Raw genomic sequence first — 23,787 nt, 5'->3', positions numbered from 1 at the left:
TCGTAACATCCATTTTATTTTTTTCGTTTATAGAAACATAGTGAGATTGCCCTCTATAAAATCTAAGTTGCTAGTAAAAAGCCCAAGTGCTTGCAATAAAAACGAAAAACTGGAATTAATAGGACAATTATATTAACACCAGTTTTTCTCGATAAAATGAAAAGCAGGTCGTAAATTCGTTTTATTAGCAATTGAAATGAGAGCGGGCACTACAGAAGGATCTGTTTTAGAGAAATTAGGAATCCGCGGATTTAACCGGAAAAACTGATCGCCTAAAAGCTCAGAGCTGACCATTGACTCGTAGTAGCTTGATCCACCGGAGATAATCTGAAGAAACGGCAGCAACGGTTCATTAGGAGACCGGTCTAAAAGGACTCCCCAATTTGGCGGCAGGTCCTCTATATCTTCAGGGCGCATGTTATCGGCACTCACCATTCCCCATCCCTTTGTATCTCTTCTTAATTGAGTTGGCTGTTCACCTGTTCCGATGGATAATACGGCAATTTGATCCAACGGCTGTTTTGCTTTCCCTACTGCAAACGCGATACTAGCTGTACTTGTGTTAGTTGCCACTGTATAACCATCTACGTAGTTTTGATAAGCTCTTTGCGTTGCGGGGGCAGCGCTGCTCCTAAGTATTACGTCACTTGCTTTTTCATTAAGATAGGGAGAGCCAGGAAAATTATGAAATAACACAGGATTCCAACGATTCAGCTCCGGTGAAAATAAGTGGAATGCAGGCACAACAATTCGTTTCTTTAAGTCTCTAAGGCGAAGGTCCCGGGGGAAAAATGTTCGTATGGCTTTAATAAAGCCAGAATAGGGTAGTTGCTGGTTAAAGACAGGTCCGCCCGGTCGGGAAACGCTGAACGCCGGTAAGATGTGATCTTTGAAAAACTGAAACGTCTCTTCTGGTGATCTTCCGCTTGCTAATGCAAGAGCAGTAAATGAACCAATCGAATTTCCTGAAAAAACATTGGTTTCACTAATTAACTTAGGGTTTTGATAAGCCAATCTATTCAAAAGTTGTAAACTTAAAGCACCTAAAGTGCCCCCTCCATCAAAGGTCATAATTCGATATTTTGTCAAAGGTGATTTCTCCTTTCGAATCTCATGAGAGGTATTATTCTGTATATGTTTATTTGATGTGTTGGATAAGTATGAGTAATCGCTTTTATCAGTTCTTCAGGAAGCTTATAGGATACGAGTTTAGTATTAGGAGAGGCTTATGTCTTTTAGTTTTGTCTTAACTTTTTACTTATCTTAAAATAAGTTTAGCCTTCATGAAATTCCATTTTTTTGATATAATCTGTAAAAATATTTTTTATAATTATAAAAAATATTTTTCGGAAATTAAGAAAAGGGATAGGAGGAATATTTTGAATAAACAAAAGGCACCTTTAGAAAATTTGAAAATTATAAGAGATGAATTAAAAAAACGAAATTGGGCTGTAGACGTTTTTCTATTTCAGTACAAAAAGCAAGAATATATTGTTCTAGTGAAAGTTTATTCAGAACGCGAAAAGAAAGACAGTAAGTATGCAATTGTAAAGCTTGAGTTTATTAAAAAGAGGGGGAGGAACGAAAATTTTTGTACCTATGCAGATTTGTATAAGATACATATCTCTGATATGAAATCATTTAGAAAATTTTTTGGGATTGAATATAAAGAAAACTTGGGAGATGTTATTCAACAATTTACACAGCAGTTCTCCACTTTTATTCCAAACCAATTAATAGTTGATAAAGAGATAGATTTAAAGAGTTCTATAACAGAGTACTTGAATAAAACGGACACGGATTCTTCTAAGGGCATTTATTGTATTGGTGTAAAGAGAAATGGAACCAAAAAAGATGGTACATCAGGACAACGGAGTCCTGAGAATAATCAAAAAGCAGCAATATTCAGACCAGAATTATTTGAGAAACTAAAGGATGATACTACAATAAGTTTTTGTTTTTCTGAGGATCCTTCAAGACAAAAAACAGATGAGGATATTCTTTTGCGCTGGAAAGAAAAGAAAAATAATTCATAAATAAAAATTTTTACTTTTTATATTAGCTTTTCTTTAGTTATAAAAGATGTCTTGTAATTTATATTGTAAACGTCGCGATGTTTATAGAAGTAATGTATTAGAAAGCAAAGATGTGTGATATGTACTTGTACAAGACCATGTTTTCTGTACCGTCTCAGCCGCAGCCATATTTATTACACAGCGAAGAAGCAGCGGAACTTCTGAATGGAAAGATAAGAACGGAATAACAGCGCGTAATAAAATCGAACAAATGTTAAGTGCAGAAACAAAATAACCTAGATCTAAACCTTTGGATCTCAATAAGGATTTCAAAACATTGACATTCCCTTCCAAACCGCATACAATAGCTACTAATAAAAGCACACAAATTCGTTGAAGAGAATCAGTACGCTGCAAGTTTGTTCCACAGAGAGCTGGTGATAGCTGAAAGCCGGTGTTCAAGCCGCAGGGGAATATCCTCTCTGAGAAGTCAAACTGAACTATAAGTAAGTTTGAACGGTAGTCTACCGTTAAAAAGAACGCGTATGATTGTACGTTGCTGAGTGCTATTGATGAACGGATCAATAGAAGCCAGGGTGGTACCGCGGTTAAAACCCGTCCCTAGTCATAGGGACGGGTTTCTTTGTGTGCTTTTAACTTTAAAAGGAGTGGTATCACATGAAAGAAGTGAATGTAAGGGAGTCTTCGCAAGAGCGCGAACAGCGTATCCAGCAGCAGTGGCAAAAAGGAAATGTGTTTCAGCAGTCGGTTCAAAATCGAGAAGGGTATCCTTCGTTTGTATTTTATGAAGGGCCTCCAACAGCCAACGGTTTGCCTCACGTGGGGCACGCGCTAGGCCGGACGATTAAAGACGTGGTGGCTCGTTATAAAACGATGACGGGGCATCAAGTGATTCGAAAAGCAGGCTGGGATACGCATGGACTGCCGGTAGAGCTCGGTGTCGAAAAGCAGCTCGGGATATCGGGGAAGCATGACATTGAAAAATACGGCGTAGAAGCTTTTATCAACAAGTGTAAGGAAAGTGTGTTTGTGTATGAAAAACAATGGCGCACGTTCACGGAGCAGCTCGGCTATTGGGTTGATATGGAAGACCCTTACATCACCTTGGAGAATTCCTACATTGAAAGCGTATGGAACGTGCTTGGTACGATTCATGATAAAGGACTTCTTTATAAAGGACACCGCGTATCACCTTACTGCCCGAGCTGTCAAACATCATTAAGTTCACATGAAGTGGCGCAAGGGTATAAAGATGTAAAAGATTTAACGGTAACGGTGAAATTTAAAGTGAAAAATCGCGATAACGAGTATTTTTTAGGCTGGACGACAACGCCATGGACGCTTCCGTCAAACGTGGCGCTTGCGGTGCATGAAGAGATGAACTACGTTCGCGCTCAGCAAGGCGACAGCGTGTATATAGTGGCAGAAGCGCTCGCAGACAAAGTGTTAAAAGGAGAATATAGCGTTTTATCTCATCATAAAGGAAATGAGTTAAAAGGGATCTCGTATGAGCCACCGTTTGATTTTGTGAACGTTGAAAAAGGTCATGAAGTCGTAACGGCTGATTATGTAACGGACCAAAGCGGAACGGGTGTTGTTCATTTAGCACCTGCATATGGTGAAGATGATTACAGAGTCGTAAAAGAAAACGGCTTTTCGTTTGTGAACGTAGTGGATGAAAAAGGACAGTACACGTCTGAAGTGCCGCCTTTTCAAGGGCGTTTCGTGAAAGACTGCGACGTTGATATCGTTCGTTATTTAGCAAATGAAGGCGTGCTGTATCATAAAGAAAAGCATGAGCACAGCTATCCGTTTTGCTGGCGATGCGACTCGCCGCTTCTTTATTACGCAAATGAAAGCTGGTTTATCCAAACGACGGCGTTGAAGGAACAGTTTTTGAAAAACAATGAAAGTGTGACGTGGTACCCGGATCATATCAAGCACGGCCGCTTTGGCAACTTTTTAGAAAATATGGTGGACTGGAACATCAGCAGAAAGCGCTACTGGGGAACGCCGCTGAACGTATGGGAATGCGGGGAATGTGCGCATCAAGTAGCTCCGAAAAGTATCAAAGAGCTTCAAAATCATGCGTCTCATTCCGTTGATGACAGCATTGAACTTCATAAGCCTTATGTAGATGACGTGCAGCTGACGTGTCCGGTCTGCAGCGGAGAAATGAAGCGAACGCCGGAAGTGATTGACGTTTGGTTTGACAGCGGATCGATGCCGTTTGCGCAGTATCACTATCCGTTTGAAAACAGCGAACTGTTTCAAAAGCAGTTTCCAGCAGACATTATCGCAGAAGGAATTGATCAAACGCGCGGCTGGTTTTACAGCTTGATGGCAGTTTCAACGCTGTTTACTGGAAAAGCGCCTTATAAGCGCGTTTTGTCTCTTGGCCACGTGTTAGATGAAAACGGTCAAAAGATGTCTAAAAGTAAAGGAAATGCGCTAGACCCTGTTGATCTTATTCATACATTTGGTGCGGATGCGCTTAGATGGGCGCTTTTAGCAGACAGTGCACCTTGGAATCCGAAGAAATTTTCAGAGCGGGTCGTGCAAGAAGCGAAATCAAAAGTGATTGATACCCTAGTGAACGTGTACGGCTTTTACGTTCTGTACGCCAAGCTTGACGGCTATGACCCTGAGCAAACGTACGAATTGAAAAAAACAAAATTGGATGAGTGGATTCTTTCGCGTTTGCATAGTACGGTTAAGCGAGCAACAGCACATCTTGAAGATTACGGGTTTACAAGTGCCGCTCGTGAAATCGCAGCATTCATTGAAGAGCTAAGCAACTGGTATGTACGACGTTCTCGCGATCGCTTTTGGTCAGAAGGGATGGACGGAGAAAAAGCAGCGGCTTACGATACGCTTCATGAAGTGTTAGTCACGCTTAGTCAGCTGTTAGCACCGTTTACGCCGTTTGTTGCGGATGATGTTCATGAAAATCTGACAGGGAAAAGCGTTCATTTAGCAGACTATCCTGTGTATGATCAAACCAAAGTGAATGAAAAGCTGGAAAAAGAAATGGCAGCGGTACTGCAAGTAGTTGAGCTAGGCCGAAGCATCCGAAATACGCATTCGTTAAAAGTAAAGCAGCCTCTGCAAAGTCTTTCACTTGTGGTAACGGAAGAAGATGTAGAGTGGGAAGCATACCATGATGTCATCAAAGATGAGCTTAATGTAAAGAACTTTAACGTGGAGCAAGACGACGACAAACTTGTTTCATACGTATTAAAACTTGATTTTAAACAGGCTGGGCCAAAGTTCGGGAAACAAGTTAATGAGATCAACCAAGCGCTGAAAAACCTTTCAGAAGAGAAAGGGAAAGAGTTTGTTGAACAAGGCAAGCTGAGTGTTACGCTTGCTTCAGGAGAAAATCTAACGCTTGAAACGGCAGACGTACTCGTTGAAAAAGTGCCAAAAGAAGGTTTTGCGGTTGCATCAAACGGCATGTATACTGCGGTGTTGGATACGGCGTTAACCGAAGAACTCGTGCAGGAAGGAGTCGCTCGTGAAGTAATTCGAGCGGTTCAAGACTATCGTAAAAAGCTGGATTTACCCGTGAACTTACGTATTGATTTGGAACTTAGCGGAGACGAAGAAGTACGGAAAGCCGTCGCGAAGTTTGAAACATTGCTTCAAGAAAATCTTCTGCTGCACAGTCTCAGTGTGAAAGAAGCCATCAAAAACGGAGAGACGGTAAAAGTCGGAACAAAGCAAGTTACGCTTCGCGTTTTAAATCAGAGCTGATAAAAAGCACTTACCTCATAGCAGGTAAGTGCTTTTTTACCTTTAATCAAACTGTCCGAGAACATTTTTAAGACTCGGCCAAACGATTTCAAAAGGAGCCGCTAGTACATACTCTTTTCCGTTTTCATCTTTAAAGTGTTGAACAAAACGATATTTTCCTACTTTGTAGTTAGGAGTTGCGATATCTAATTTGAGTGATTTCCCTGGCTTCAGCGTGACAGTTTTATCAGGAAACTCCAATCCGTTTAGCACAACTTCGTACCACTTTCCGTCTTTTAAGTGATCCGCCGTATTTTCATAAGGAATCGTTAAGGTATGCGTCGAATTGTTTTGAATAACAAAAAAGCCAAACTGCGTTTTATCGTATTTTTTACTGACAGCAGATAGCGTAATAGTTCCCCCGTCAGTGTTAATGGAAGAAGGAATGTTTTTTTCTTGTTTGGCTCCAAGTTCCATTTTTTGACCGTTATAATCGATATAGCCAAAGATACAAAACAAGATAATAAAAATGCCTAGTATTAGTAAAAGTGTTCGTACTATTTTCAAGAGCTTTGCACCACCTTTTTATCACTCTTCCATTATACGGAAAATTTCTTGTTTGAAATAGTATGAATTTACATTTCCTATATCACTTTTTTGAAAGGAATGATTGAAATGAGACAAATTATAGCCATGGGCGGCGGAGGTTTTTCGATGGAGCCGGATAACTTGCTTCTGGATCAATACATACTTTCACAAGCTCATATAGATGTGCCGAAAATCTGTTTTATCCCTACAGCCAGCGGAGATGCCGATAATTATATAGAAAGGTTTTATGAAGCGTTTGAGAAGTTGGTATGCAAACCGTCTCATTTATCGCTGTTTTCACCAAACTTTATGAATTTAAAAGCATATGTGATGCAGCACGATATTTTGTATGTAGGCGGCGGTAATACAAGGAATATGCTTTCTTTATGGAAAGAGTGGGGACTTGATACAATTCTAAAAGAAGCTTATAAAAAAGGAATAATCTTAGCAGGAATAAGCGCAGGTTCGATTTGCTGGTTTGAAGAAGGCGTCACCGATTCAATGAACAATAAACTGTCTAAAATCGACTGTTTAGGATTTTTAACGGGCAGCAACTGTCCTCACTACGACGGAGAAAGCAATCGAAGACCTTCGTATCATGAGTTAATGGCAAGCAGGGAAATGAAAGAAGGCTACGCTGTAGATGACGGAGTCGCGCTGCATTTTAAAGATGAGAAGCTATCCGCGTCAGTTAGCTCAAGGTCTACAGCAAAAGCGTACGCTGTTGATCGAAAAGCGAGCAAAATCATTGAACGTGAACTCCTGGTGACCTATTTGGGTGATCACAAGCAATAAATGGCCGCTTTCCATGTTTCTCTGTATAAAATGGAGCTTATTCGTACATACATAAGCAGAGACTCTATATAGGAGGTTACTTCAGTGAGTTATGAACGATACTGGGGACACATACATGAACAAAGCGATAAGCTGCAGGAGTTATTATCGTCGTATTGGCATCAGTATTCAGATTTTGGAAACTGGCAGTTTTGGGTGGTGCTTGCTTCGCTCGTTCTTCCTCTTGTGTTGTTGTATTTGACCGTAGATCGGACGAGGATCTTTGAGGTGTTTTTCTTCGGTTACACAGTGCACATGCTCTGGGCATATATTGATATTGCACTTGGGAGAAGCGGTCATTTAACGCACACGTTTTTTTTAACGCCGCTGCTTCCGAACGCAACGAATATTACCGCTTCTATTTTGCCGGTAGGCTTTCTGCTGCTTTATCAATATTGTACGAATCACCAAAAGAATTTTTATCTGTATACAATTCTGCTGAGCGCTGTTTTTTCATTTGGGCTAGCCCCTCTTGAACACCATTTTAAATTTATTGATTCAGGAAAAGGAATGAGCTTGTTTTATATTTTTCTGATTGATATAGGAATAACGTTAGTAGCGTATTGGGTTACAAGGCTGCTCGTAAAAGCAAAAGCCGCAGCCTATCGTAAAGTAGAAAAAGAACGCTGAAAAAATGTTTTAAAATGAGTAGTTAAGGGTATACATACATTTAATATAAATTGAGGTGAAGAAATTGTATTACTACCGCATTTCAGAAGGGCAAGGCGAAACGTACTCTGAAACAATTGTTATTCATGAAGAACAATTTGATCAAGGTACATTTGAAAAAATGGTGAAAGAAGCGATGGTCGATAAGCCTGGCAAAATCGATCAAGTGGACATTGTGAAATATTTAATTGGACATTATCATTTCCAAGTTGCATATATTGAAGCCGCTTTTCACAGTACATATACAGATTAATAACGTTATGTATTCGTTAAAAAACCCCGTTGCACTGGCAGCGGGGTTTTTTTGTCTCTACCAATATCGATAGTGATAGGGATTTTGAGGAGAGTAATAAGGATTTTGAGGCGGAGGATACGTATAAGTAGGCTGCTGGTGGTGTACAGGGCCTCCTTGTTTTTTCTTTTTATAGTGTTCTTTTTCTCCGCATTCGTCCGTTGGTCCAATCACGATGGTTTGATTTTTTAGCGGAGCCAGCGTTTTCTTTAGCTGCTCCGGATCTAAGCAGTACGTGTGAGCAAGGACTTCAATAGGCGTTTTATTTAAAATATCAGATCCAAAAATGTATTCCGGATAAGGAGCGTCAAAAATGGCAAGTAAATGCGTATTGTCTTCAGACGCAATTTCCCAGTGCCACCAGCCTTGAGGGATATTAGCTACTTGACCGGGAGTAATCGGAATATTTGTGACTTCATTGTTAAACGGATTGATTAATGAAACGACGGCTGAGCCTGAAATGCAGTAGACTAGCTCAGCGGCATTTTGGTGATAGTGCGGTTCGACTACGCGGCTTTTGCTTAAGTAAATATCAAGTAATGATACATTTCCTAATGTGTTGAGCACATCCCGGCCTAATCGGTTAATGTAATTTTGATCGTTTCGCGTATTAAGTCTGTTTTTGTTCACATCAGAAAAGTATTGTACGTTTGGATTATTGTAATCCATATAGGGCGTTGACAAGGGTCTCCAGCTCCTATCCTTGAATTTTTTATGATGCTGTATCGTATGTAGAGAGTTTTATTTCGTGACAGAAGCCTAGGAGGATATGTAGGTAAGGCCTTATTTTTGATAACGTGTACAAACATTTGTCCACTGATTTTCATACACTGTAACAGGTTCTTTTTTTACAGAGCCATGATCAATGTCAGACGCATAAGACGGATCATTTTAAGGAAAGTGAGTTGCAGAGCTGTTGCTTGATCAATATGAAAAGATAACTAGTACGTATGAAAAGCTGGATGAACTTCAGCTGCCGTTTGATAAGCCCATTTTAGTAGGAGTCGAGTGGAACGGAGTGCTGTTTGAGTTTTTGGTGAGATTAAAAAAAGAGTCTTCTCATTTGCTTGTGTTTGGTTCAGGAGGAGGAGCAAGTCAAGAAATGCCGGCAGGTCCTCCATATTTTCAGCGCCATTCGTGGATGAATGAATTCCAAGATTCAATTATTTATTATAACGATCCTACGCTTTATTTAGGAAAGGTGTCGCTTGCGTGGGGGCAAGGGACAAGCGACCGTTTTTATTTAAAAGACATTGCGGTTTTAATTGAAAAGTTCATGAAAAAAGTACAGGTGAGTTCGTCTAATGTGCTATTTTACGGATCTTCGGGCGGCGGCTTTATGTCAATGTTTTTAGCGGGGTACGTAAAAGGAGCAAAAGCGCTTGTCAATAATCCGCAGACTTGCTTGACCAAGTGGCTGAAAACGCCGGTTCGGCAAGTGTTTAATTTATCTTATCCGAACTTGACAGAAGATGAAGTGATCGCCTCATACGGTGAGCGAATTAACGTAGTGAAGTTTTTTCGCCATATTAACTATGTGCCAAAGGTGTATTACTTGCAAAACGGGGCGTTTGAATACGATATGAACAATCACTTGCTGCCGTTTCTAACGGATTTGCAGGATATGCCAGACGGCTGTGAAATTAATAATATAAAAGTGGAGCTCTATTATGACCCGAAGCTGAAGCACGCAGCTGTTAGTAAGCAAGAAACGATTGATTATGTGAATATGGCGAAGAAGATATAAGAAAAAAGGCAAGAGTTTATCCTTTAAGGAGCTCTTGCTTTTTTATGTCGAATTTTCTACCTCAATAGATACAAGTAGGAAGTTATGTTGCTTTTTCTTTTGAATATGATAGTGAAGATGAGGTGTAAGGAGGGGAAGTATGGCCGATCAAGATGAGAGAAAAAGATACTTGATGGAAGTTCAGACCTGGCTTGAACAAGTATGTGATCCTGTATTTGAAGAAGCCATTACAGAAGTAGATATAACGTCATATATAACGCGCACGCAAGAAGACGTTCTTGAATATTTAAGCGAAGAAGATGTCAACGAATATACGTTAGAAGAAATCAATAATGCAGTGCGGCATATTGATAAAGTTTTAAAAGAGCGGCTTGGAGACGACGGCAGGGAGCGAGAATCGATAGCGCCAGGACAGCACGAGCTGCCGCCGCTTGGCTATAGCTATTCAGCTCTTGAACCGTATATTAACCGGGAAATTATGCGTCTTCATCACAGCAAGCATCACCAAAGCTATGTCGATGGATTAAATAAAGCAGAGCTCATGCTGCAGCAAGCACGTAACACAAACAATTTTGACCTCATAAAACATTGGGAACGGGAAGCTTCTTTTCATGGCTCCGGTCATTACTTACACACAATCTTTTGGGAGATTATGAGTCCAGAAGGAGGAGGACGACCGAGACGACAGCTGCTGCAGCAGCTTCAAAAAGACTTTGGCAGCTATGAGAAGTTTATGATGCACTTTTCTCAAGCCGCTAAAAAAGTAGAAGGTGTTGGTTGGGCAATCTTAGTATGGTCGCCGCGTTCCCGAAAGCTTGAAGTTCTGCAAGCTGAGCGCCATCAGCTTCTCACGCAGTGGGATACGATTCCGCTGCTCGTATTAGACGTATGGGAACACGCATATTATTTACAGTACAAAAATGAACGTGATCCATACGTTGATAATTGGTGGAAAATCGTTTACTGGCCGAATGTAGAAAAAAGGTTTGAGGCAGCTAGAATGCTTCAGTGGCAGCCGTATTAACAAGTATTGCAGTTATCTTAATTTCAAATAAAGAGGATATGAAAAAATTATATTAGTTGAAGAAAGATCCGAACGATGAATCGAGATTCTTGATGGAGAATCCAACGCGTTCGGATTTTTTATTGTTATGGCGGTTGATATATGTATACGCTTCTAGCAGTTGATTGGAGAGCAAGACGAAGACTCCTGTAGAAATAGTGGAATAGATGAGACCCCGCAGGAGCGCAAGCGACGTGGAGGCTCATCGGCCATCCGCGGAAAGCGAAGTCTTGCACGGAAATCAACTGCGGTGTAAAAAGTGATTTATATTAAGATCCTTTAACGCATTTATTGATTTTAAATAAACTATGTTCTAAATAACCAATTTAAAATAAAGTATAAGCCTCTAGAACCAGTTAAATGTTACAAATGAAATAATCTAATATCAATGTGTGTAAAAGCACCGTTATATGCCTAAATATGTATGTTTTTGAAGAGTAAAGGTGATTAATTTACTAGTTTAAAAGGAAGAATCTTTATTTTTACTGTAACTAAACTATCAAAATATTGACATGTTATTGAAATATAACTGTAATATTCATGTGTTATTTTTTATGTATTGGTAGATAAAGGGGAAATCAATTACATGAAAAAGACAATGATTACGTTCAGTTTAGTTCTAATGTCACTGTTCGGAGTGGCAAGTGGTGCATCAGCTGCAACAAATACATATACAGTAAAAAGCGGAGATTCGCTATACAAAATTGCAAAGACATACAAAGTATCGGTTAGTCAGCTGAAACAGTGGAATAACTTAAAGTCAGACAGCATTCATCCGAAACAAGTATTAAAAGTATCTCAAGTAAAATCAAGCACGCCTGCTAAAGCAGCGCCTGCGAAGTCTTCAAACGTTGTGAAAGAATTTAAAGTAACAGCAACAGCGTACACAGCGAACTGCAAAGGCTGCAGCGGAAAAACGGCGATTGGAATCGATTTGAAAAAGAATCCAAATCAAAAAGTGATTTCTGTCGATCCAAAAGTGATTAAGCTTGGTTCAAAAGTATACGTAGAAGGTTATGGCACGGCAATCGCAGCTGATACAGGCGGTGCGATTAAAGGAAATAAAATTGATGTTCTTCTTCCTTCTCAAAAAGAAGCGTTAAAATGGGGAAGAAAAACAGTAAAAGTTCAAATCTTAAAATAAGTATTCCTTAAAGAAATGAGAGCCTTCGTTGAAAGGCTCTCATTTTTTTCTTCATTAAAGGACATCCTACTTTATATATACTGATGGAAAAGTTTTACGAAAATGATCATATTTGTTGACAAATATTTCGGAAACGGATATATTTATCCGGTATATAATTAAGTTCATTAAATATTCGTGACATAAATTAATAGAATGAACACATAAACTATATTCTTAACCTGTTTGTCATCTGAAGATTTACATACAGATAATTTTAAAAGGGAAAGGTCTTGTTAAAATGAATACACAAACACAACAGTCCGATCAAGCGCGAACTCGGTCTATTTTTGGCGTAATGATAATGGGAGCGCTCGTCGCTTTTTTAAATCAAACGCTAATTAACATTGCGCTTCCGCAAATGATGGATCATTTCCATGTAACGGCGGCTACGGGGAACTGGTTAACAACCATCTTTATGTTAGTAAACGGAATTGTTATTCCAATTACAGCATTTTTAATGAATCGATTTACGACAAGGCAGCTGTATATTACAGCAATGGGTCTGTTTACAGTAGGAACACTCCTTTGCGGTATCGCACCGACATTTTCTGTTATTTTAGTGGGACGCGTCGTGCAAGCTGCAGGAGCAGGAATTTTATTTCCGTTAATTACAAACGTTATTTTCACATTATTCCCGCCTGACCGACGCGGTTTTGCGATGGGGATTTTTGGAGTAGCCATGAACTTCGCGCCGGCAGTAGGGCCGACACTTTCTGGTTTAATCGTTGAGCACTACTCATGGCGTGTTTTATTCTTTATGATGTTTCCAATTGCACTTATCAACGTAATTGCGGCTATTATTTTAGTGAAAAACGTAACGGAAACAAGCCGACCTAAGCTAGACGTGCTTGGCGTTATTTTATCAACAATTGGATTTGGCGGCTTACTGTATGCGTTCGCTACGGGCGGTACAAAGGGCTGGACCAGCACTGAGGTATTAGCCATGTTCATTGTAGGCGGTATTTCAATTCTGTTCTTTATTTTCCGTCAGTTAAAAATCGATCAGCCGCTTCTTGAATTCCGTATTTTCCGTTACCGTATGTTCACGCTGACAACAATTATTAACGTAATTGTGACGATGGCAATGTTTTCAGGTATGATTTTAATGCCGATTTATATGCAAAATGTACGCGGCTTTTCACCATTTCTTTCAGGCTTGCTGCTACTTCCTGGGGGAATTGTAATGGGGATTATGTCTCCGATTACAGGAAGGCTGTTTGATAAGTTCGGCGCAAGATGGCTTGCTGTTATTGGTTTAGCAATTACCGTTGTGACAACATATGAATTAACAAAGCTTGAAACAACCACAACATTTATGTATGTCATGATTGTCTATACTGTTCGTATGTTTGGGATGTCACTGCTTATGATGCCGATCTTTACAGCTGGATTAAATGAGCTTGCGCTTAGCTTAAATAAATACGGTACCGCGATGGTTAATACGCTTCGAATGGTTGCCGGAGCTGTAGGAATGGCGTTCTTTGTATCCATTATGATGAATCAAGGTGAAAAACACGTGAAAAACATCGTAACGAATCAGCAAATTTTGCCGACAGATAAAGGCAGTATGGCTGAAGCTGTGAATCAAGGTACAGCAATGGGTATTAACGATGCGTTTATGATCGCAACGATTTTAAGTGTGATCGCGTTTGTTTTAGCCTTCTTTATTCGCAAAACATCACCAAAAGAAGATACCATTACAAATCGTGTAAAAAAAGCAAGCTAATAAAAAATCCGTGCCTTATATGGTACGGATTTTTTTTATGAGTTAAATTTATCTTTTTTATAGTCAATATAAAGCGATCCGTCCGACTGAACCTCAGCATAAAAGACGTCATCAATTGATTTGACTCCGGCTTTTTCGAGCTGCTTATGCAGCCAGTTATGATCTACGTGCAGGTCCTTCAACGCATCTTCATTCGCTTTTCCGTCGTAAATAACGCCGGTTGAAGTGGGAAATAAAAGCGTTTTTGACCACGCGTTTGGCTTTTTATCTTGTTTTTGCATAACGGAAAGATTTCCATTTATTTCTAATATGGCGTATTCGACATCTTTTATGGAAAATACGTTTTGCTGCCTCAGCATGCCTAAAAGAGATTCAATATCTAGCCGCACTTGTTTTAACGCCTTTTCCATCACTTTTCCTTGCTTAATCACAATTTTAGGCTCACCGGTAATAAGATGCCGTGCTTTTTTCGATTTCATTCCAATATAGCCCATAGCGAATGTTAAAAATGTCCATCCTAGCAGTGAATAAACTCCTTTATCAATCTCTACTCGCTTATCAGTGGAAAGGGAAGAAGCAATATTACCAATCGTAATCGCCGTAATAAATGTAAATACATTTAACTGGCTGATTTCTGTTTTTCCCATGAGCCGCGTTAAAAGAAGCAACACAAAAAATGAACAGGCGATTCGAAACGTCGATTCAGCATACCCCATACATTTCACCCTTCCTTCATTTCATTGTTTTATGTTGTGAAAAAATAGAAATTTTATGCAGTTAAAAGGATAAATTCCATGCTTGTCTCCCAATCGCTTTTGCTTTTGCGCTACAATAAAGAAGCAACGTGTTTAACTAGACAAAAGAAGGTGAAACCATGAAACCATTTAAAGCCTCAGCCCTACTAGATGTTATCAGTGAATTGTTCTCCGATGAAGCGTCGATTGCCGTTTCAGATCTAGAAACGTACGTGTATTACCGAGCAAGCAAACGAATTAATTTGAAAATCAGCCCTGGAGATCAAATAAAAAAAGGAACGATTACATATAAAGCATTAGAACGAAAGCAAAAAGTATCGGAATTTATTCACCGAGACGTGTTCGGCACACCTTACTACGGCATGGCCGTGCCTTTTTTAGATGAAGGAGATGTTCAAGGATGCGTAACGGCGATTTTTCCTGCGTTAACGAGCGGAAAGTCAGTTGTGACGTTAAAGGTGAACGAAGGATGGATACCGGTTCCTTTCTCAAAAATCATCTACGTAGAAGCGCGTGACCGAAAAACCTATGTGTACGCACAGAAGTATACGGGTACGCATAAATACACGTTAAATGAATTTGATTATGTGCTTCCAAAAGAAGAGTTTGTGCGCTGTCATCGTTCCTTTATCGTCAATGTGACACAAATTCAAGAAATTTATCCTGATACACATTCGACTTTTTTATTAGTGATGAACAATGGAGAAAAAATTCCGGTCAGTCAGTCGTACGCCAGTTATTTTCGAAAGCTGCTTGGGTTTTAACCGTCATTTAGCTTCATTATCATCAAATATGCTGTTTTGTCGCTATTTTTGTCCATTTCATTCCAAAAACTCTTGTGGACGCTTTCTTTACAGTAAAATGGTAAAAAGAGCAAAAACAAGGAGTGAAGAGAATGGAAAACGTACGTAATCGAATTAAGCATGAAGCATTACAGAATCGCGTTGTCTCTGCTGAAGAAGCAGCGTCTTGGATTCAAGATGGAATGACGCTTGGTCTAAGCGGTTTTACACGCGCGGGCGATGTCAAAGCTGTGCCGTTTGCGCTAGCGAAACGAGCGGAAACTGAGGCAATAAAAGTCAGCGTGTATACCGGTGCTTCACTTGGGTCAGATGTGGATAAGCTATTTGCAGAAAAAGGCATGTTAAACAAACGCCTGCCGTTTCAAGCGGATCCGACGATGCGTAAAAAAATTAATGAAGGTGAATTTCAGTTTATTGACCAGCATTTATCGCATACTTCTGAATGGGTGCGTTCAGGCGTGTTAGATTCAATAGATTTCGCTATTTTGGAAGCGGTTTCTATCACAGATGACGGAATGATGATTCCAACAACGTCAATCGGCAATTCAATGGTGTTTGCCGAGCATGCAAAATCAATTATTATTGAAATAAACACAGCGCAGCCAGAGCTGTTAGAAGGTATTCACGATCTGTATGATCCGGGCGCTCAAGGAAAGCGAGATGCAATTCCTTTGAAAAAATCCGATGATCGTATTGGTTCGTTAGGCATACCAATTGATTTAGATAAAGTAAAGGGTATTGTGTTTACAAATCAGCTAGATTCACCGTCTACAATTGTAGCACCTGACGAAGAAACGGTTGTGATGGCTCAAAATTTGATTTCATTTTTACGCCAAGAAATTAAAGAAGGGCGATTAACTGAATCGCTTGCTCCTTTACAATCTGGAATTGGATCCGTGGCAAATGCCGTTTTCCACGGTTTGTTAGATTCGGAGTTTCATGATTTAGAAGTGTATTCAGAAGTATTGCAAGACGCCGTGTTTGATTTATTTGACGCAGGAAAAGTTACGTTTGCTTCCTGCTGCTCAATTACGCTTTCAGCAGATAAAATGAAACAAGTTTTCTCTAATTTTGAAGCCTATCGAGATAAGCTCATTCTTCGTCCGCAGGAAATTTCCAACCATCCCGAGATCATTCGTCGTTTAGGGCTGATTTCAATTAATACCGCGCTAGAACTAGATATTTACGGAAACGTCAATTCCACACATGTGATGGGAACAAAAATGATGAACGGAATCGGAGGCTCAGGAGATTTTGCCCGAAATGCGCGCCTTGGTATTTTTGTAACAAAATCCATTGCTAAAAACAGTGATATTTCAAGCATAGTGCCGTTTGTTTCGCACGTTGATCATACGGAACACGATGTGGATGTCATTGTAACAGAGCAAGGATACGCAGACTTACGCGGACTCGCTCCAAGAGAACGAGCAAAACGCATTATTGAAAATTGTGCCCACCCAATGTATCGCGATCAGCTTATGGCGTATTACGAAGAAGCGCTCACGCGAGGCGGCCAAACACCGCACGTTCTTGAAAAAGCCTTTTCTTTTCATACGTCTTATCAAAAAAATGGAACAATGCGAGAAGTTTTAGCGCAAACAAAGTAAATGAACGCTTTGTCTCATGAGGAGACAAAGCGTTTTTTGCTGAGTAAGAAACTTGTGTTTGTTATCTCGTTGAATTACGATGAAAGGGAATACATAAAGAAAACGAGGTAACTTATATATGAAAGCATTAGTATTTGAAAGATTTGGAGGACCTGACGTTCTTCACTATCAAGATATACCGAATCCCTCTATTGGACCAACAGATGTACTAGTAAGAACAAAAGCAATTGGACTTAATTTTGCGGATGTTTACCGAAGAAAAGGGAACTATCACTTAACGGGTACACCTCCATATATTTTAGGATATGAAGGAGCAGGTGTGGTAGAAGAAGTAGGAGCAGAAGTAAGTCACGTTAACGTAGGAGACCGCATTGCGTTTGCTGACGTTCCTTTTGCAAATGCAGAGCTTGTTGCCGTGCCACAGGATAAAATAATTGCTGTACCTGACGATATTTCGTTTGATGCAGCTGCTTCTGTGCTTTTGCAAGGGTTAACGGCTCACTATTTAACACAAGACAGCTACAGCATTCAGCCGGGTGATTATGTACTTGTTCACGCAGCTGCTGGAGGTGTAGGGCAGCTTTTAGTTCAAATTTCTAAGCTGTTAGGCGGACAGGTTATTGGCTTAACGTCATCTTCTGAAAAAGCAAAAGCAGCGGCTCAAGCAGGGGCTGACTATGTCTTTTTATACGAAGATAACTGGGTGGAACAAGTGAAAGAAGTAACGAAGCGAGGCGCAGATGTTGCCTACGAATCTGTAGGGGTTACGCTAGAAAAAAGCTTTGAAGCCGTAAAAACAGGAGGAACCGTAGTGTTTTACGGAATGGCAGGAGGCGATCCGGCTCCAGTGGATCCGCGTATGTTGATGGATACCTCTAAAACGCTTACAGGAGGAGATCTGTGGAACGTACTTGTATCTTATGAAGAACGCAAAGTACGCTCACAGCAGCTGTTTGAGTGGATCAGTAAAGGTCAGCTTGTGCTAACCGATCCTGTGGTATTTGACTTAAAAGACGGAGCGAAAGCACATGAGCTTCTTGAAAGCCGAAAAAGTACAGGTAAAATTTTGTTAAGACCGTAAAAGAAAAGCCCTTTCGTCAAGGGCTTTTTTCCGTTAGTAAAGGAGAAATCAAGGAGCTGTCTAATATATATAGTAGAGAAGTAGAGTAAAAGAGGTGAAGGTCGATGAAACATGCATTAATTACGGCAGGTCATAAAGGTATTGGCAAAAAAGTAACAGAACAGTTTCTGAAAAAGCAGTATTCCGTTACCGTCCATTTTCGCAGTGATAAAAATAAAGTGCGAGAACTGCAAGAAGAATGGCATCAATATAGTGATAACGTACAGTTTGTAGAAGGAGACATAACAAATAAAGAAGATATTGAATATGTCGTTGCGCAGGCTATGGAGCGGTTTGGACGTATTGATGTTTTAATTAATAATGCAGGTCCGTATGTATTTGAAAGAAAGAAATTAATAGAGTACACAGACAGTGAATGGTATGAAATGGTGGAAGGGAATTTAAGCTCTGTTTTTCACTTTGTTAAAGCTGTTGTTCCTATTATGAAAAAGCAGCAGTTTGGAAGGATTATTACATACGGTTTTCAAGATGTAGAGCATACCCCTGGATGGATGGACCGCGCGGCTTTTAGTGCCGCTAAGTCAGGGCTGGCTTCTCTGACCAAATCGCTTGCTCTAGAAGTAGCCGAATACGGGATTACGGCCAATATGGTCTGTCCCGGAGATATTGTAGGAGACATGAAAGAAAATGATATCATAAAAGCAAGATTACTAGAAGACAAGGAAACGCCTGTGGGCCGATCAGGTACGGGAGAAGACATTGCGCGTATTATTGAGTTTCTTTGTGATGAAAACTCAGATATGATTACAGGCAGCATTATATCTGCTTCGGGTGGAGTAGACGTTGTTCATAAAAGCAAAAAACAAGCCCCTGGCAGATAATGCAGGGGCTTGTACGTTACAGCAGCGATTCTCCGCCGTCAATAAACATTTCACTTCCGGTAATATGTTTGGATGCGTCAGAAGCTAAAAAGGAAATTAAATCTGCTACTTCTTCAGGCTTAGCCGAGCGTTTAGCAAGCGGCTGATTGCCGTTTGGATATTCAATTGGAATCGCGACTTCTTTTAATTTGTCTTCTTGACGGAATGTATTGCTTTCAATATTTGTATCAACTGCTCCTGGACAAATAACGTTAACGCGTATTCCGTATGTAGAAAGTTCAAGAGCTGCCATTTTGCCGAAGGCCATTTGGCCAGCCTTTGAGGAACTGTATGCGCTCATGCCGATGTTTGAAAATGTACGGTTGCCATTAATGGAGCTAGTAATAATAACGCTTCCTCCCTGAGCTTTTAAATAAGGAATAGAATGCTTCACGGTTAAAAAAGTACTCGTTAAATTTGTATCAATTGTTTTTGTCCAATCTTCTGGTGATAGTTCTTCAATAGAAGAAAACGTACCGTTGATGCCTGCGTTAATAGAAACAATATGTAATTGACTCCATAAGCTGCTAATCGTTTCGATACTCTCTTTTATACTTTCAGAGTCAGATACGTCTGTTTTAATGGCTATACACTCTCCGCCGCTCGCCATGATGGTCTCTTTTACTTCTTGTAGTTTTTCTTCCTCTAAGTCTAAAAGAGCAACGCGCGCTCCTTGTTCAGCTAAGGTAATGGCTGAAGCCCGTCCAATTCCAGATGCCGCTCCCGTCACAAGCGCAACTTTTCCAGTTAATGCAATCATTTGTAACCCCTCCATATAAAAATGTTGTTTCCTTTCTTTAACCTATAAGAAGGAAATAAAAACCTCTTTTAAACTATTTGTGTTTAAATTTGCTAAAAGATGCCAAAAGGAAAAGAGAAAACAGCGGCGAATTATTAATATGACGCCAGAACACGAAAAAGGCTAAGGTCAAATGAGCTTACTTGAGTAGCTAAAGATATACTCTGTCTTTTCAGAAGAATGTTTATATAAAATTTTACATCAGAGGGACTTGCAAATCGTTCCTTGAAAGCTTACACTAGTAAAGCACAGAAAAAGGACGGTGTTTTATGAAGAAGAAAGATAATGTAATTCCATTCCCGCAAAGAAGGGAAGCAGCTGCTTATGTTCCCGCTGCTATTAGCTTAGATAAGGATATTGTGGAGTTTTTAGAAATTATGAATTTTGAAGATCGAAATGATTTTTTAAATGAAATGATTGATTCATTTTTTAAATATGTAAAAGGTGAAGAAGACGAAGTAAGATAAAAAGTAACGTAAAGACATCCAAAGAGATGTTTTTTATTTTGTGACCAATTGCTTAAAATGCATGCTTAAGCCTCGTATAGTTATTTATGGTATAGTATACATTAGATACTATCTAGCAGGTGCAAATGCGAGGAGTGATAAGATGAGTGGATTTAAAAAAGACATTCGTGCCGGATTTGAAGAACCACACTCACTAGAACAATTAAAGCATGAAATGGAGCAAAGCCTGTGGAATTTAAGAAAAGATTTGCGAAATGAAAATCGTTCGGAAACGGAAATGGAAATGATTAAAATTTCGCTGCTGTCACTATTTGAGGAGCAGGCCAATAATTTGAGCAAAACGGAGCTCTCTGATTACCTTGCGGACTATCACAAAAGAGTCGAGCAATTATTCGACAGGTATAGCTATAAATAAGACAAGCATCCTTGCGGGGATGCTTGTTTTTATTTGAGCAAAATTCGCTTGTATTCGCTGCGTTTCAGAGGTTTGGATACATATCCGTCAGCTTCTAGCTGATAAATAATGGTGGCAGCTGCATATACGCTAAAGGCATGATCAAGACCAAAGTAGTCTTGCAAGGCGGCGACGCTCACTTCCTCTTGAAAGATTTTACTGCGGTTCGATAAGACAATAGGGTAGACGTTTTTAACGATTTGCTTTGAAATTTCGAGTGTTAACATATTGAATCCCTCCTGTGTGAGTGTACATAACTAAAGGTATTCAGCGCATTGTACATTCATGAAAAAGGGAGCGATTACATTTTTAAAAGATAAAGAAAAGAGGAGTAAATGCCCATAAAATCAGATATTTTATCACTTTGTGGAACTTGTTTGAGAAGCTCAGTATTTTAGTGTATGACAAACATTTTCAAAAGTTCTATGGAATTATTAGGAGCAATTTAACTAAATCCACATATCTTAAAGTATAGCAAATGGAGGTGAAACACATGGGATACTACGGAGGTTACGGATACGGTTGTGGTTATGGCGGCGGTGGCTGCGGCGGCGGTTTCGCTTTAATCATTGTACTTTTCATCTTATTAATCATCATCGGCGCTTCTTGCTTCGGCGGCGGCTGGTGCTAATTATTAAAAAATGAGGACGATGCAACATCCACACTTTATTTCTTCAACTATTTCTTCCACAAAAGGTCTCTTCGGAATGAAGAGACTCTTTTAGTTTACTATTTATAATAACGTGTATAAACTACATGTTAAAAAAATTTATGCGTAGCTCTACATAAAAAAAGACTCTGACTGAAATCAGAGTCTTTTTACTACTTATGCTTTTTGAACGTTAGCAGCTTGAGGTCCGCGTTGACCTTCTTCAACGTCGAATGTTACAGCTTGACCTTCGTCTAAAGATTTGAATCCTTCGCTTTGGATTGCTGAGAAATGTACGAATACATCGTCGCCGTTTTCGCGCTCGATAAATCCGAAACCTTTTTCTGCGTTAAACCATTTTACTGTACCTTTTTCCATGAATGTTGCCTCCTCGTGTGCTATGCACACATTGTATTACTATCCTTGCTCATGATCAAAATCTTTAAGACGAAAGTATTCACCTATCGATTGTTGCCGAACAAAAATAATTCTTCTTATAGAATATCAAAAGATAATGATAATTGCAAGGAATGAAGAAAATTTAACGAAGATGTTGCCTTCTTTTAACGAAAGAAAACGAAAATTATACGGCTGAAAATAAGTAAGAAAGAGCGTATCAGGTCACACTATCTCTATATATAAGAAGAAAGGGGTAGTCATATGTTTAAACAAAAAGCTGGAGAAAAACTGATTGAACTGCTAATTGAATGGGGCGTTGATCATATTTACGGCATGCCAGGAGACTCCATTAATTCAATTATTGAACCGCTTCGCAAAGCCCAGGATAAAATTAAATTTATTCAAGTAAGGCATGAAGAAGCGGGAGCTCTCGCAGCAGCTGCATATGCGAAGTTAACGGGTAAAATCGGTGTATGCACGGCTATTGCCGGACCGGGAGCAATTCATTTACTAAATGGCTTATATGATGCCAAATTAGACAAAGCGCCCGTTTTAGCACTTACGGGGCAAGTAGAATCAGATCTCATCGGCAGCGATGCGTTTCAAGAAATTAATTTAGAGAGAATGTTCGATGATGTGGCTGTATATAACCAGCGAGTCATGTCCGCTGAGCAGCTTCCGACTGTTGTCAATCAAGCGATTCGAACAGCGTATGCTAAAAAAGGTGTGGCTGTGTTAACCATTCCCGATGATATTCCTCGTTTTGAAGTTGGATCAGAAGCACGAGAAACATCAAGCATCATTGTCAAGCAAGACATTTTTCCCCATAGAGAAGATCTTGAAAAAGCAAAAGATTTGATTGGTAAAGCGGAAAGCCCGGTTATCCTAGCCGGTCGAGGCACACATGAAATGAGAGAAGAGCTGCTTGCATTTGCAGAAAAAATCGCAGCACCTATTGTCCTTACGCTTCCTGGAAAAGGCGCAATACCGGATGAGCATCCATATTGTCTCGGAGGGCTTGGATTAATCGGGACAAAGCCAGCGTATGAAGCGATGCAAGAAGCGGATACGCTCATCATGATTGGGACGTCCTATCCGTTTACAGGCTTTTTGCCAGACCATGCGAAAACGATTCATATTGATATTGATCCTGCACAAATTGGCAAAAGATATCCTGTAGATGCGGGGCTTGCAGGAGAAGCGAAAGCAACGGTTCAGTGGTTTTTAGAAAATGTGGGCCGCTCAGAGCATCGCCAGTTTTTAGAGCAAAGTCAAGAACGTATGAAAAAGTGGTGGAATCAGCTTGATAACCAAGAAGCCAAAGAAAGTGTACCTATCAAGCCTCAGCGAGTGATTCGAGCGCTTCAGCACGTAGCGGATGATAACGCGGTCTTGTCTGTAGATGTAGGAAACGTCACAGTATGGATGGCGCGTCATTTTCGGATGACAAATCAGCAGTTTGTGATTTCAAGCTGGTTAGCCACTCTCGGATGCGGGCTGCCGGGCGGAATTGCTGGAAAAATTGCTTATCCCGAGAAGCAGGTGTTTGCGGTGTGTGGAGACGGCGGCTTTGCGATGACAATGGCTGACTTTATTACAGCTGTTAAATACAATCTTCCGCTAGTCGTAGTGCTATTTAATAATCATAAAATCGGCATGATTAAATTTGAACAAGAAGTAATGGGAAATGCTGAATTTGGGACAGATTTAACAAACCCGAATTTTGCTAGGTATGCAGATATCTGCGGAGGTGTTGGCTACCGAGTAGAAAAGGAAGACGAGCTGTTGCCTGCTTTTGAAAGTGCAGTTAGACAGAATAAACCGTGTATTATCGATGTAATCGTTGATGCAAACGAAGCGCCTATGCCAGCAAAAATAACGCTTGGGCAAGCAACAGGGTATGCCAAGCACATGGTGAAAGAATTGTTTCAAGAAGGCAAGCTAGATTTACCGCCTTTATAAAAAAATAGGCTGTGA

26 protein-coding genes and 1 other annotated feature are annotated in these 23,787 nt (G+C 40.0%); of the genes, 18 read left to right on the top strand and 8 right to left on the bottom strand.

Annotated elements, in window-relative coordinates:
* Nucleotides 1-132 precede the first annotated feature (132 nt).
* Nucleotides 133-1,089 (bottom strand): patatin-like phospholipase family protein, encoded by a 957-nt coding sequence (locus NST66_RS12795; protein WP_154973021.1) that lies wholly within the window; start codon nt 1,087-1,089, stop codon nt 133-135.
* Nucleotides 1,090-1,379: 290 nt separating this feature from the next.
* Here NST66_RS12795 and NST66_RS12790 point away from each other — a divergent pair, with 290 nt between their 5' ends.
* On the top strand, nt 1,380-2,036 hold the full coding sequence (locus NST66_RS12790; protein ID WP_098113097.1) for a DUF6037 family protein: 657 nt from the start codon (nt 1,380-1,382) through the stop codon (nt 2,034-2,036).
* A gap of 81 nt (nt 2,037-2,117) precedes the next feature.
* Here the strand turns inward: NST66_RS12790 and NST66_RS12785 are convergent, their stop codons facing one another.
* Entirely contained in the window at nt 2,118-2,432 is a 315-nt protein-coding gene (locus NST66_RS12785) for a hypothetical protein (RefSeq protein ID WP_340843406.1), read from the bottom strand.
* Nucleotides 2,400-2,641 (top strand) — a binding site (T-box leader). Its footprint overlaps the gene before it by 33 nt.
* Before the next feature lie 52 nt (nt 2,642-2,693).
* Between NST66_RS12785 and ileS the strand changes: the two genes are divergently transcribed.
* A complete protein-coding gene (gene ileS, locus NST66_RS12780) occupies nt 2,694-5,792 on the top strand; it encodes an isoleucine--tRNA ligase (RefSeq protein WP_340843405.1) in 3,099 nt (1,032 codons plus the stop codon).
* A gap of 42 nt (nt 5,793-5,834) precedes the next feature.
* Here the strand turns inward: ileS and NST66_RS12775 are convergent, their stop codons facing one another.
* Entirely contained in the window at nt 5,835-6,338 is a 504-nt protein-coding gene (locus tag NST66_RS12775; protein ID WP_033579249.1) for an immunoglobulin-like domain-containing protein, read from the bottom strand.
* A 108-nt stretch (nt 6,339-6,446) separates the two neighbouring features.
* On the opposite strand from NST66_RS12775, the gene NST66_RS12770 reads away from it, so the two are divergent.
* From NST66_RS12770 to NST66_RS12760, 3 genes are all read left to right on the top strand, one after another.
* The gene (locus NST66_RS12770) at nt 6,447-7,154 is read left to right on the top strand and encodes a Type 1 glutamine amidotransferase-like domain-containing protein (RefSeq protein WP_033579248.1); all 708 of its coding nucleotides are present in this window, start codon (nt 6,447-6,449) and stop codon (nt 7,152-7,154) included.
* 84 nt (nt 7,155-7,238) lie between these two features.
* A complete protein-coding gene (locus NST66_RS12765; protein WP_033579247.1) occupies nt 7,239-7,823 on the top strand; it encodes a hypothetical protein in 585 nt (194 codons plus the stop codon).
* 55 nt (nt 7,824-7,878) lie between these two features.
* On the top strand, nt 7,879-8,115 hold the full coding sequence (locus tag NST66_RS12760) for a hypothetical protein (protein ID WP_226313298.1): 237 nt from the start codon (nt 7,879-7,881) through the stop codon (nt 8,113-8,115).
* 57 nt (nt 8,116-8,172) lie between these two features.
* Here NST66_RS12760 and NST66_RS12755 read toward each other — a convergent pair whose 3' ends face one another.
* Nucleotides 8,173-8,838: a cupin domain-containing protein gene (locus NST66_RS12755; RefSeq protein WP_098113092.1), complete on the bottom strand. Its 666-nt coding sequence runs from the start codon at nt 8,836-8,838 to the stop codon at nt 8,173-8,175.
* Between the two features lie 232 nt (nt 8,839-9,070).
* Between NST66_RS12755 and NST66_RS12750 the strand changes: the two genes are divergently transcribed.
* The 5 genes from NST66_RS12750 to NST66_RS12730 all read left to right on the top strand — a co-directional run bounded on the left by NST66_RS12750 (nt 9,071) and on the right by NST66_RS12730 (nt 13,876).
* The gene (locus tag NST66_RS12750; protein ID WP_099331088.1) at nt 9,071-9,901 is read left to right on the top strand and encodes a glycosyl transferase family 2; all 831 of its coding nucleotides are present in this window, start codon (nt 9,071-9,073) and stop codon (nt 9,899-9,901) included.
* A gap of 139 nt (nt 9,902-10,040) precedes the next feature.
* Nucleotides 10,041-10,925, top strand: a complete 885-nt coding sequence (locus NST66_RS12745) for a superoxide dismutase (RefSeq protein WP_016764472.1) — start codon at nt 10,041-10,043, stop codon at nt 10,923-10,925.
* A 160-nt stretch (nt 10,926-11,085) separates the two neighbouring features.
* The gene (locus NST66_RS12740; protein ID WP_255287274.1) at nt 11,086-11,220 is read left to right on the top strand and encodes a hypothetical protein; all 135 of its coding nucleotides are present in this window, start codon (nt 11,086-11,088) and stop codon (nt 11,218-11,220) included.
* A gap of 330 nt (nt 11,221-11,550) precedes the next feature.
* Nucleotides 11,551-12,108: a 3D domain-containing protein gene (locus NST66_RS12735; protein WP_014459735.1), complete on the top strand. Its 558-nt coding sequence runs from the start codon at nt 11,551-11,553 to the stop codon at nt 12,106-12,108.
* Nucleotides 12,109-12,388: 280 nt separating this feature from the next.
* Nucleotides 12,389-13,876: a DHA2 family efflux MFS transporter permease subunit gene (locus NST66_RS12730; protein WP_028413037.1), complete on the top strand. Its 1,488-nt coding sequence runs from the start codon at nt 12,389-12,391 to the stop codon at nt 13,874-13,876.
* 35 nt (nt 13,877-13,911) lie between these two features.
* On the opposite strand, the gene NST66_RS12725 is transcribed toward NST66_RS12730, so the two are convergent.
* The gene (locus NST66_RS12725; RefSeq protein WP_340843404.1) at nt 13,912-14,592 is read right to left on the bottom strand and encodes a DUF421 domain-containing protein; all 681 of its coding nucleotides are present in this window, start codon (nt 14,590-14,592) and stop codon (nt 13,912-13,914) included.
* Nucleotides 14,593-14,750: 158 nt separating this feature from the next.
* Here NST66_RS12725 and NST66_RS12720 point away from each other — a divergent pair, with 158 nt between their 5' ends.
* From NST66_RS12720 to NST66_RS12705, 4 genes are all read left to right on the top strand, one after another.
* Nucleotides 14,751-15,395 carry a LytTR family DNA-binding domain-containing protein gene (locus NST66_RS12720; protein ID WP_014459738.1) on the top strand — a complete coding sequence of 215 codons (645 nt, stop codon included), beginning with the start codon at nt 14,751-14,753 and terminating at the stop codon, nt 15,393-15,395.
* A gap of 131 nt (nt 15,396-15,526) precedes the next feature.
* Entirely contained in the window at nt 15,527-17,041 is a 1,515-nt protein-coding gene (locus NST66_RS12715) for an acetyl-CoA hydrolase/transferase family protein (RefSeq protein WP_340843403.1), read from the top strand.
* A 118-nt stretch (nt 17,042-17,159) separates the two neighbouring features.
* Nucleotides 17,160-18,122, top strand: a complete 963-nt coding sequence (locus NST66_RS12710) for a quinone oxidoreductase family protein (RefSeq protein WP_028413040.1) — start codon at nt 17,160-17,162, stop codon at nt 18,120-18,122.
* A gap of 104 nt (nt 18,123-18,226) precedes the next feature.
* Nucleotides 18,227-19,003 (top strand): SDR family oxidoreductase, encoded by a 777-nt coding sequence (locus tag NST66_RS12705; protein WP_034268574.1) that lies wholly within the window; start codon nt 18,227-18,229, stop codon nt 19,001-19,003.
* Between the two features lie 16 nt (nt 19,004-19,019).
* Here NST66_RS12705 and NST66_RS12700 read toward each other — a convergent pair whose 3' ends face one another.
* Nucleotides 19,020-19,802: an SDR family oxidoreductase gene (locus NST66_RS12700; RefSeq protein WP_048019146.1), complete on the bottom strand. Its 783-nt coding sequence runs from the start codon at nt 19,800-19,802 to the stop codon at nt 19,020-19,022.
* A 308-nt stretch (nt 19,803-20,110) separates the two neighbouring features.
* On the opposite strand from NST66_RS12700, the gene NST66_RS12695 reads away from it, so the two are divergent.
* Together NST66_RS12695 and NST66_RS12690 are read left to right on the top strand one after the other, a co-directional pair.
* Nucleotides 20,111-20,308, top strand: a complete 198-nt coding sequence (locus NST66_RS12695; RefSeq protein ID WP_048019147.1) for a hypothetical protein — start codon at nt 20,111-20,113, stop codon at nt 20,306-20,308.
* 142 nt (nt 20,309-20,450) lie between these two features.
* Entirely contained in the window at nt 20,451-20,723 is a 273-nt protein-coding gene (locus NST66_RS12690; protein ID WP_045292176.1) for a hypothetical protein, read from the top strand.
* Between the two features lie 29 nt (nt 20,724-20,752).
* Here the strand turns inward: NST66_RS12690 and NST66_RS12685 are convergent, their stop codons facing one another.
* Nucleotides 20,753-20,989, bottom strand: coding sequence for a hypothetical protein (locus NST66_RS12685; RefSeq protein ID WP_014459745.1), 237 nt, complete (start codon nt 20,987-20,989; stop codon nt 20,753-20,755).
* A gap of 266 nt (nt 20,990-21,255) precedes the next feature.
* Here NST66_RS12685 and yjcZ point away from each other — a divergent pair, with 266 nt between their 5' ends.
* The gene (gene yjcZ, locus NST66_RS12680) at nt 21,256-21,393 is read left to right on the top strand and encodes a sporulation protein YjcZ (RefSeq protein WP_013057409.1); all 138 of its coding nucleotides are present in this window, start codon (nt 21,256-21,258) and stop codon (nt 21,391-21,393) included.
* Between the two features lie 195 nt (nt 21,394-21,588).
* On the opposite strand, the gene NST66_RS12675 is transcribed toward yjcZ, so the two are convergent.
* Entirely contained in the window at nt 21,589-21,789 is a 201-nt protein-coding gene (locus NST66_RS12675) for a cold-shock protein (RefSeq protein ID WP_013057408.1), read from the bottom strand.
* A 282-nt stretch (nt 21,790-22,071) separates the two neighbouring features.
* Between NST66_RS12675 and NST66_RS12670 the strand changes: the two genes are divergently transcribed.
* A complete protein-coding gene (locus NST66_RS12670; RefSeq protein WP_034268570.1) occupies nt 22,072-23,772 on the top strand; it encodes a pyruvate oxidase in 1,701 nt (566 codons plus the stop codon).
* The last annotated feature ends 15 nt before the right edge of the window (nt 23,773-23,787 follow it).

Source organism: Priestia sp. FSL W8-0524 (assembly GCF_038005965.1).
GTDB classification, from domain to species: domain Bacteria; phylum Bacillota; class Bacilli; order Bacillales; family Bacillaceae_H; genus Priestia; species Priestia zanthoxyli.
Note: the sequence above shows the minus strand (reverse complement) of the source record. Positions and strands in the feature narration are given on the sequence as shown.

Coding starts and splice junctions, on each gene's coding strand:
- ileS (WP_340843405.1), top strand. CDS start 2,694: ATGAAAGAAGTGAATGTAAGGGAGTCTTCGCAAGAGCGCGAACAGCGT.
- NST66_RS12770 (WP_033579248.1), top strand. CDS start 6,447: ATGAGACAAATTATAGCCATGGGCGGCGGAGGTTTTTCGATGGAGCCG.
- NST66_RS12745 (WP_016764472.1), top strand. CDS start 10,041: ATGGCCGATCAAGATGAGAGAAAAAGATACTTGATGGAAGTTCAGACC.
- NST66_RS12735 (WP_014459735.1), top strand. CDS start 11,551: ATGAAAAAGACAATGATTACGTTCAGTTTAGTTCTAATGTCACTGTTC.
- NST66_RS12730 (WP_028413037.1), top strand. CDS start 12,389: ATGAATACACAAACACAACAGTCCGATCAAGCGCGAACTCGGTCTATT.
- NST66_RS12725 (WP_340843404.1), bottom strand. CDS start 14,592: ATGGGGTATGCTGAATCGACGTTTCGAATCGCCTGTTCATTTTTTGTG.
- NST66_RS12720 (WP_014459738.1), top strand. CDS start 14,751: ATGAAACCATTTAAAGCCTCAGCCCTACTAGATGTTATCAGTGAATTG.
- NST66_RS12715 (WP_340843403.1), top strand. CDS start 15,527: ATGGAAAACGTACGTAATCGAATTAAGCATGAAGCATTACAGAATCGC.
- NST66_RS12710 (WP_028413040.1), top strand. CDS start 17,160: ATGAAAGCATTAGTATTTGAAAGATTTGGAGGACCTGACGTTCTTCAC.
- NST66_RS12705 (WP_034268574.1), top strand. CDS start 18,227: ATGAAACATGCATTAATTACGGCAGGTCATAAAGGTATTGGCAAAAAA.
- NST66_RS12700 (WP_048019146.1), bottom strand. CDS start 19,802: ATGATTGCATTAACTGGAAAAGTTGCGCTTGTGACGGGAGCGGCATCT.
- NST66_RS12695 (WP_048019147.1), top strand. CDS start 20,111: ATGAAGAAGAAAGATAATGTAATTCCATTCCCGCAAAGAAGGGAAGCA.
- NST66_RS12690 (WP_045292176.1), top strand. CDS start 20,451: ATGAGTGGATTTAAAAAAGACATTCGTGCCGGATTTGAAGAACCACAC.
- NST66_RS12685 (WP_014459745.1), bottom strand. CDS start 20,989: ATGTTAACACTCGAAATTTCAAAGCAAATCGTTAAAAACGTCTACCCT.
- yjcZ (WP_013057409.1), top strand. CDS start 21,256: ATGGGATACTACGGAGGTTACGGATACGGTTGTGGTTATGGCGGCGGT.
- NST66_RS12675 (WP_013057408.1), bottom strand. CDS start 21,789: ATGGAAAAAGGTACAGTAAAATGGTTTAACGCAGAAAAAGGTTTCGGA.
- NST66_RS12670 (WP_034268570.1), top strand. CDS start 22,072: ATGTTTAAACAAAAAGCTGGAGAAAAACTGATTGAACTGCTAATTGAA.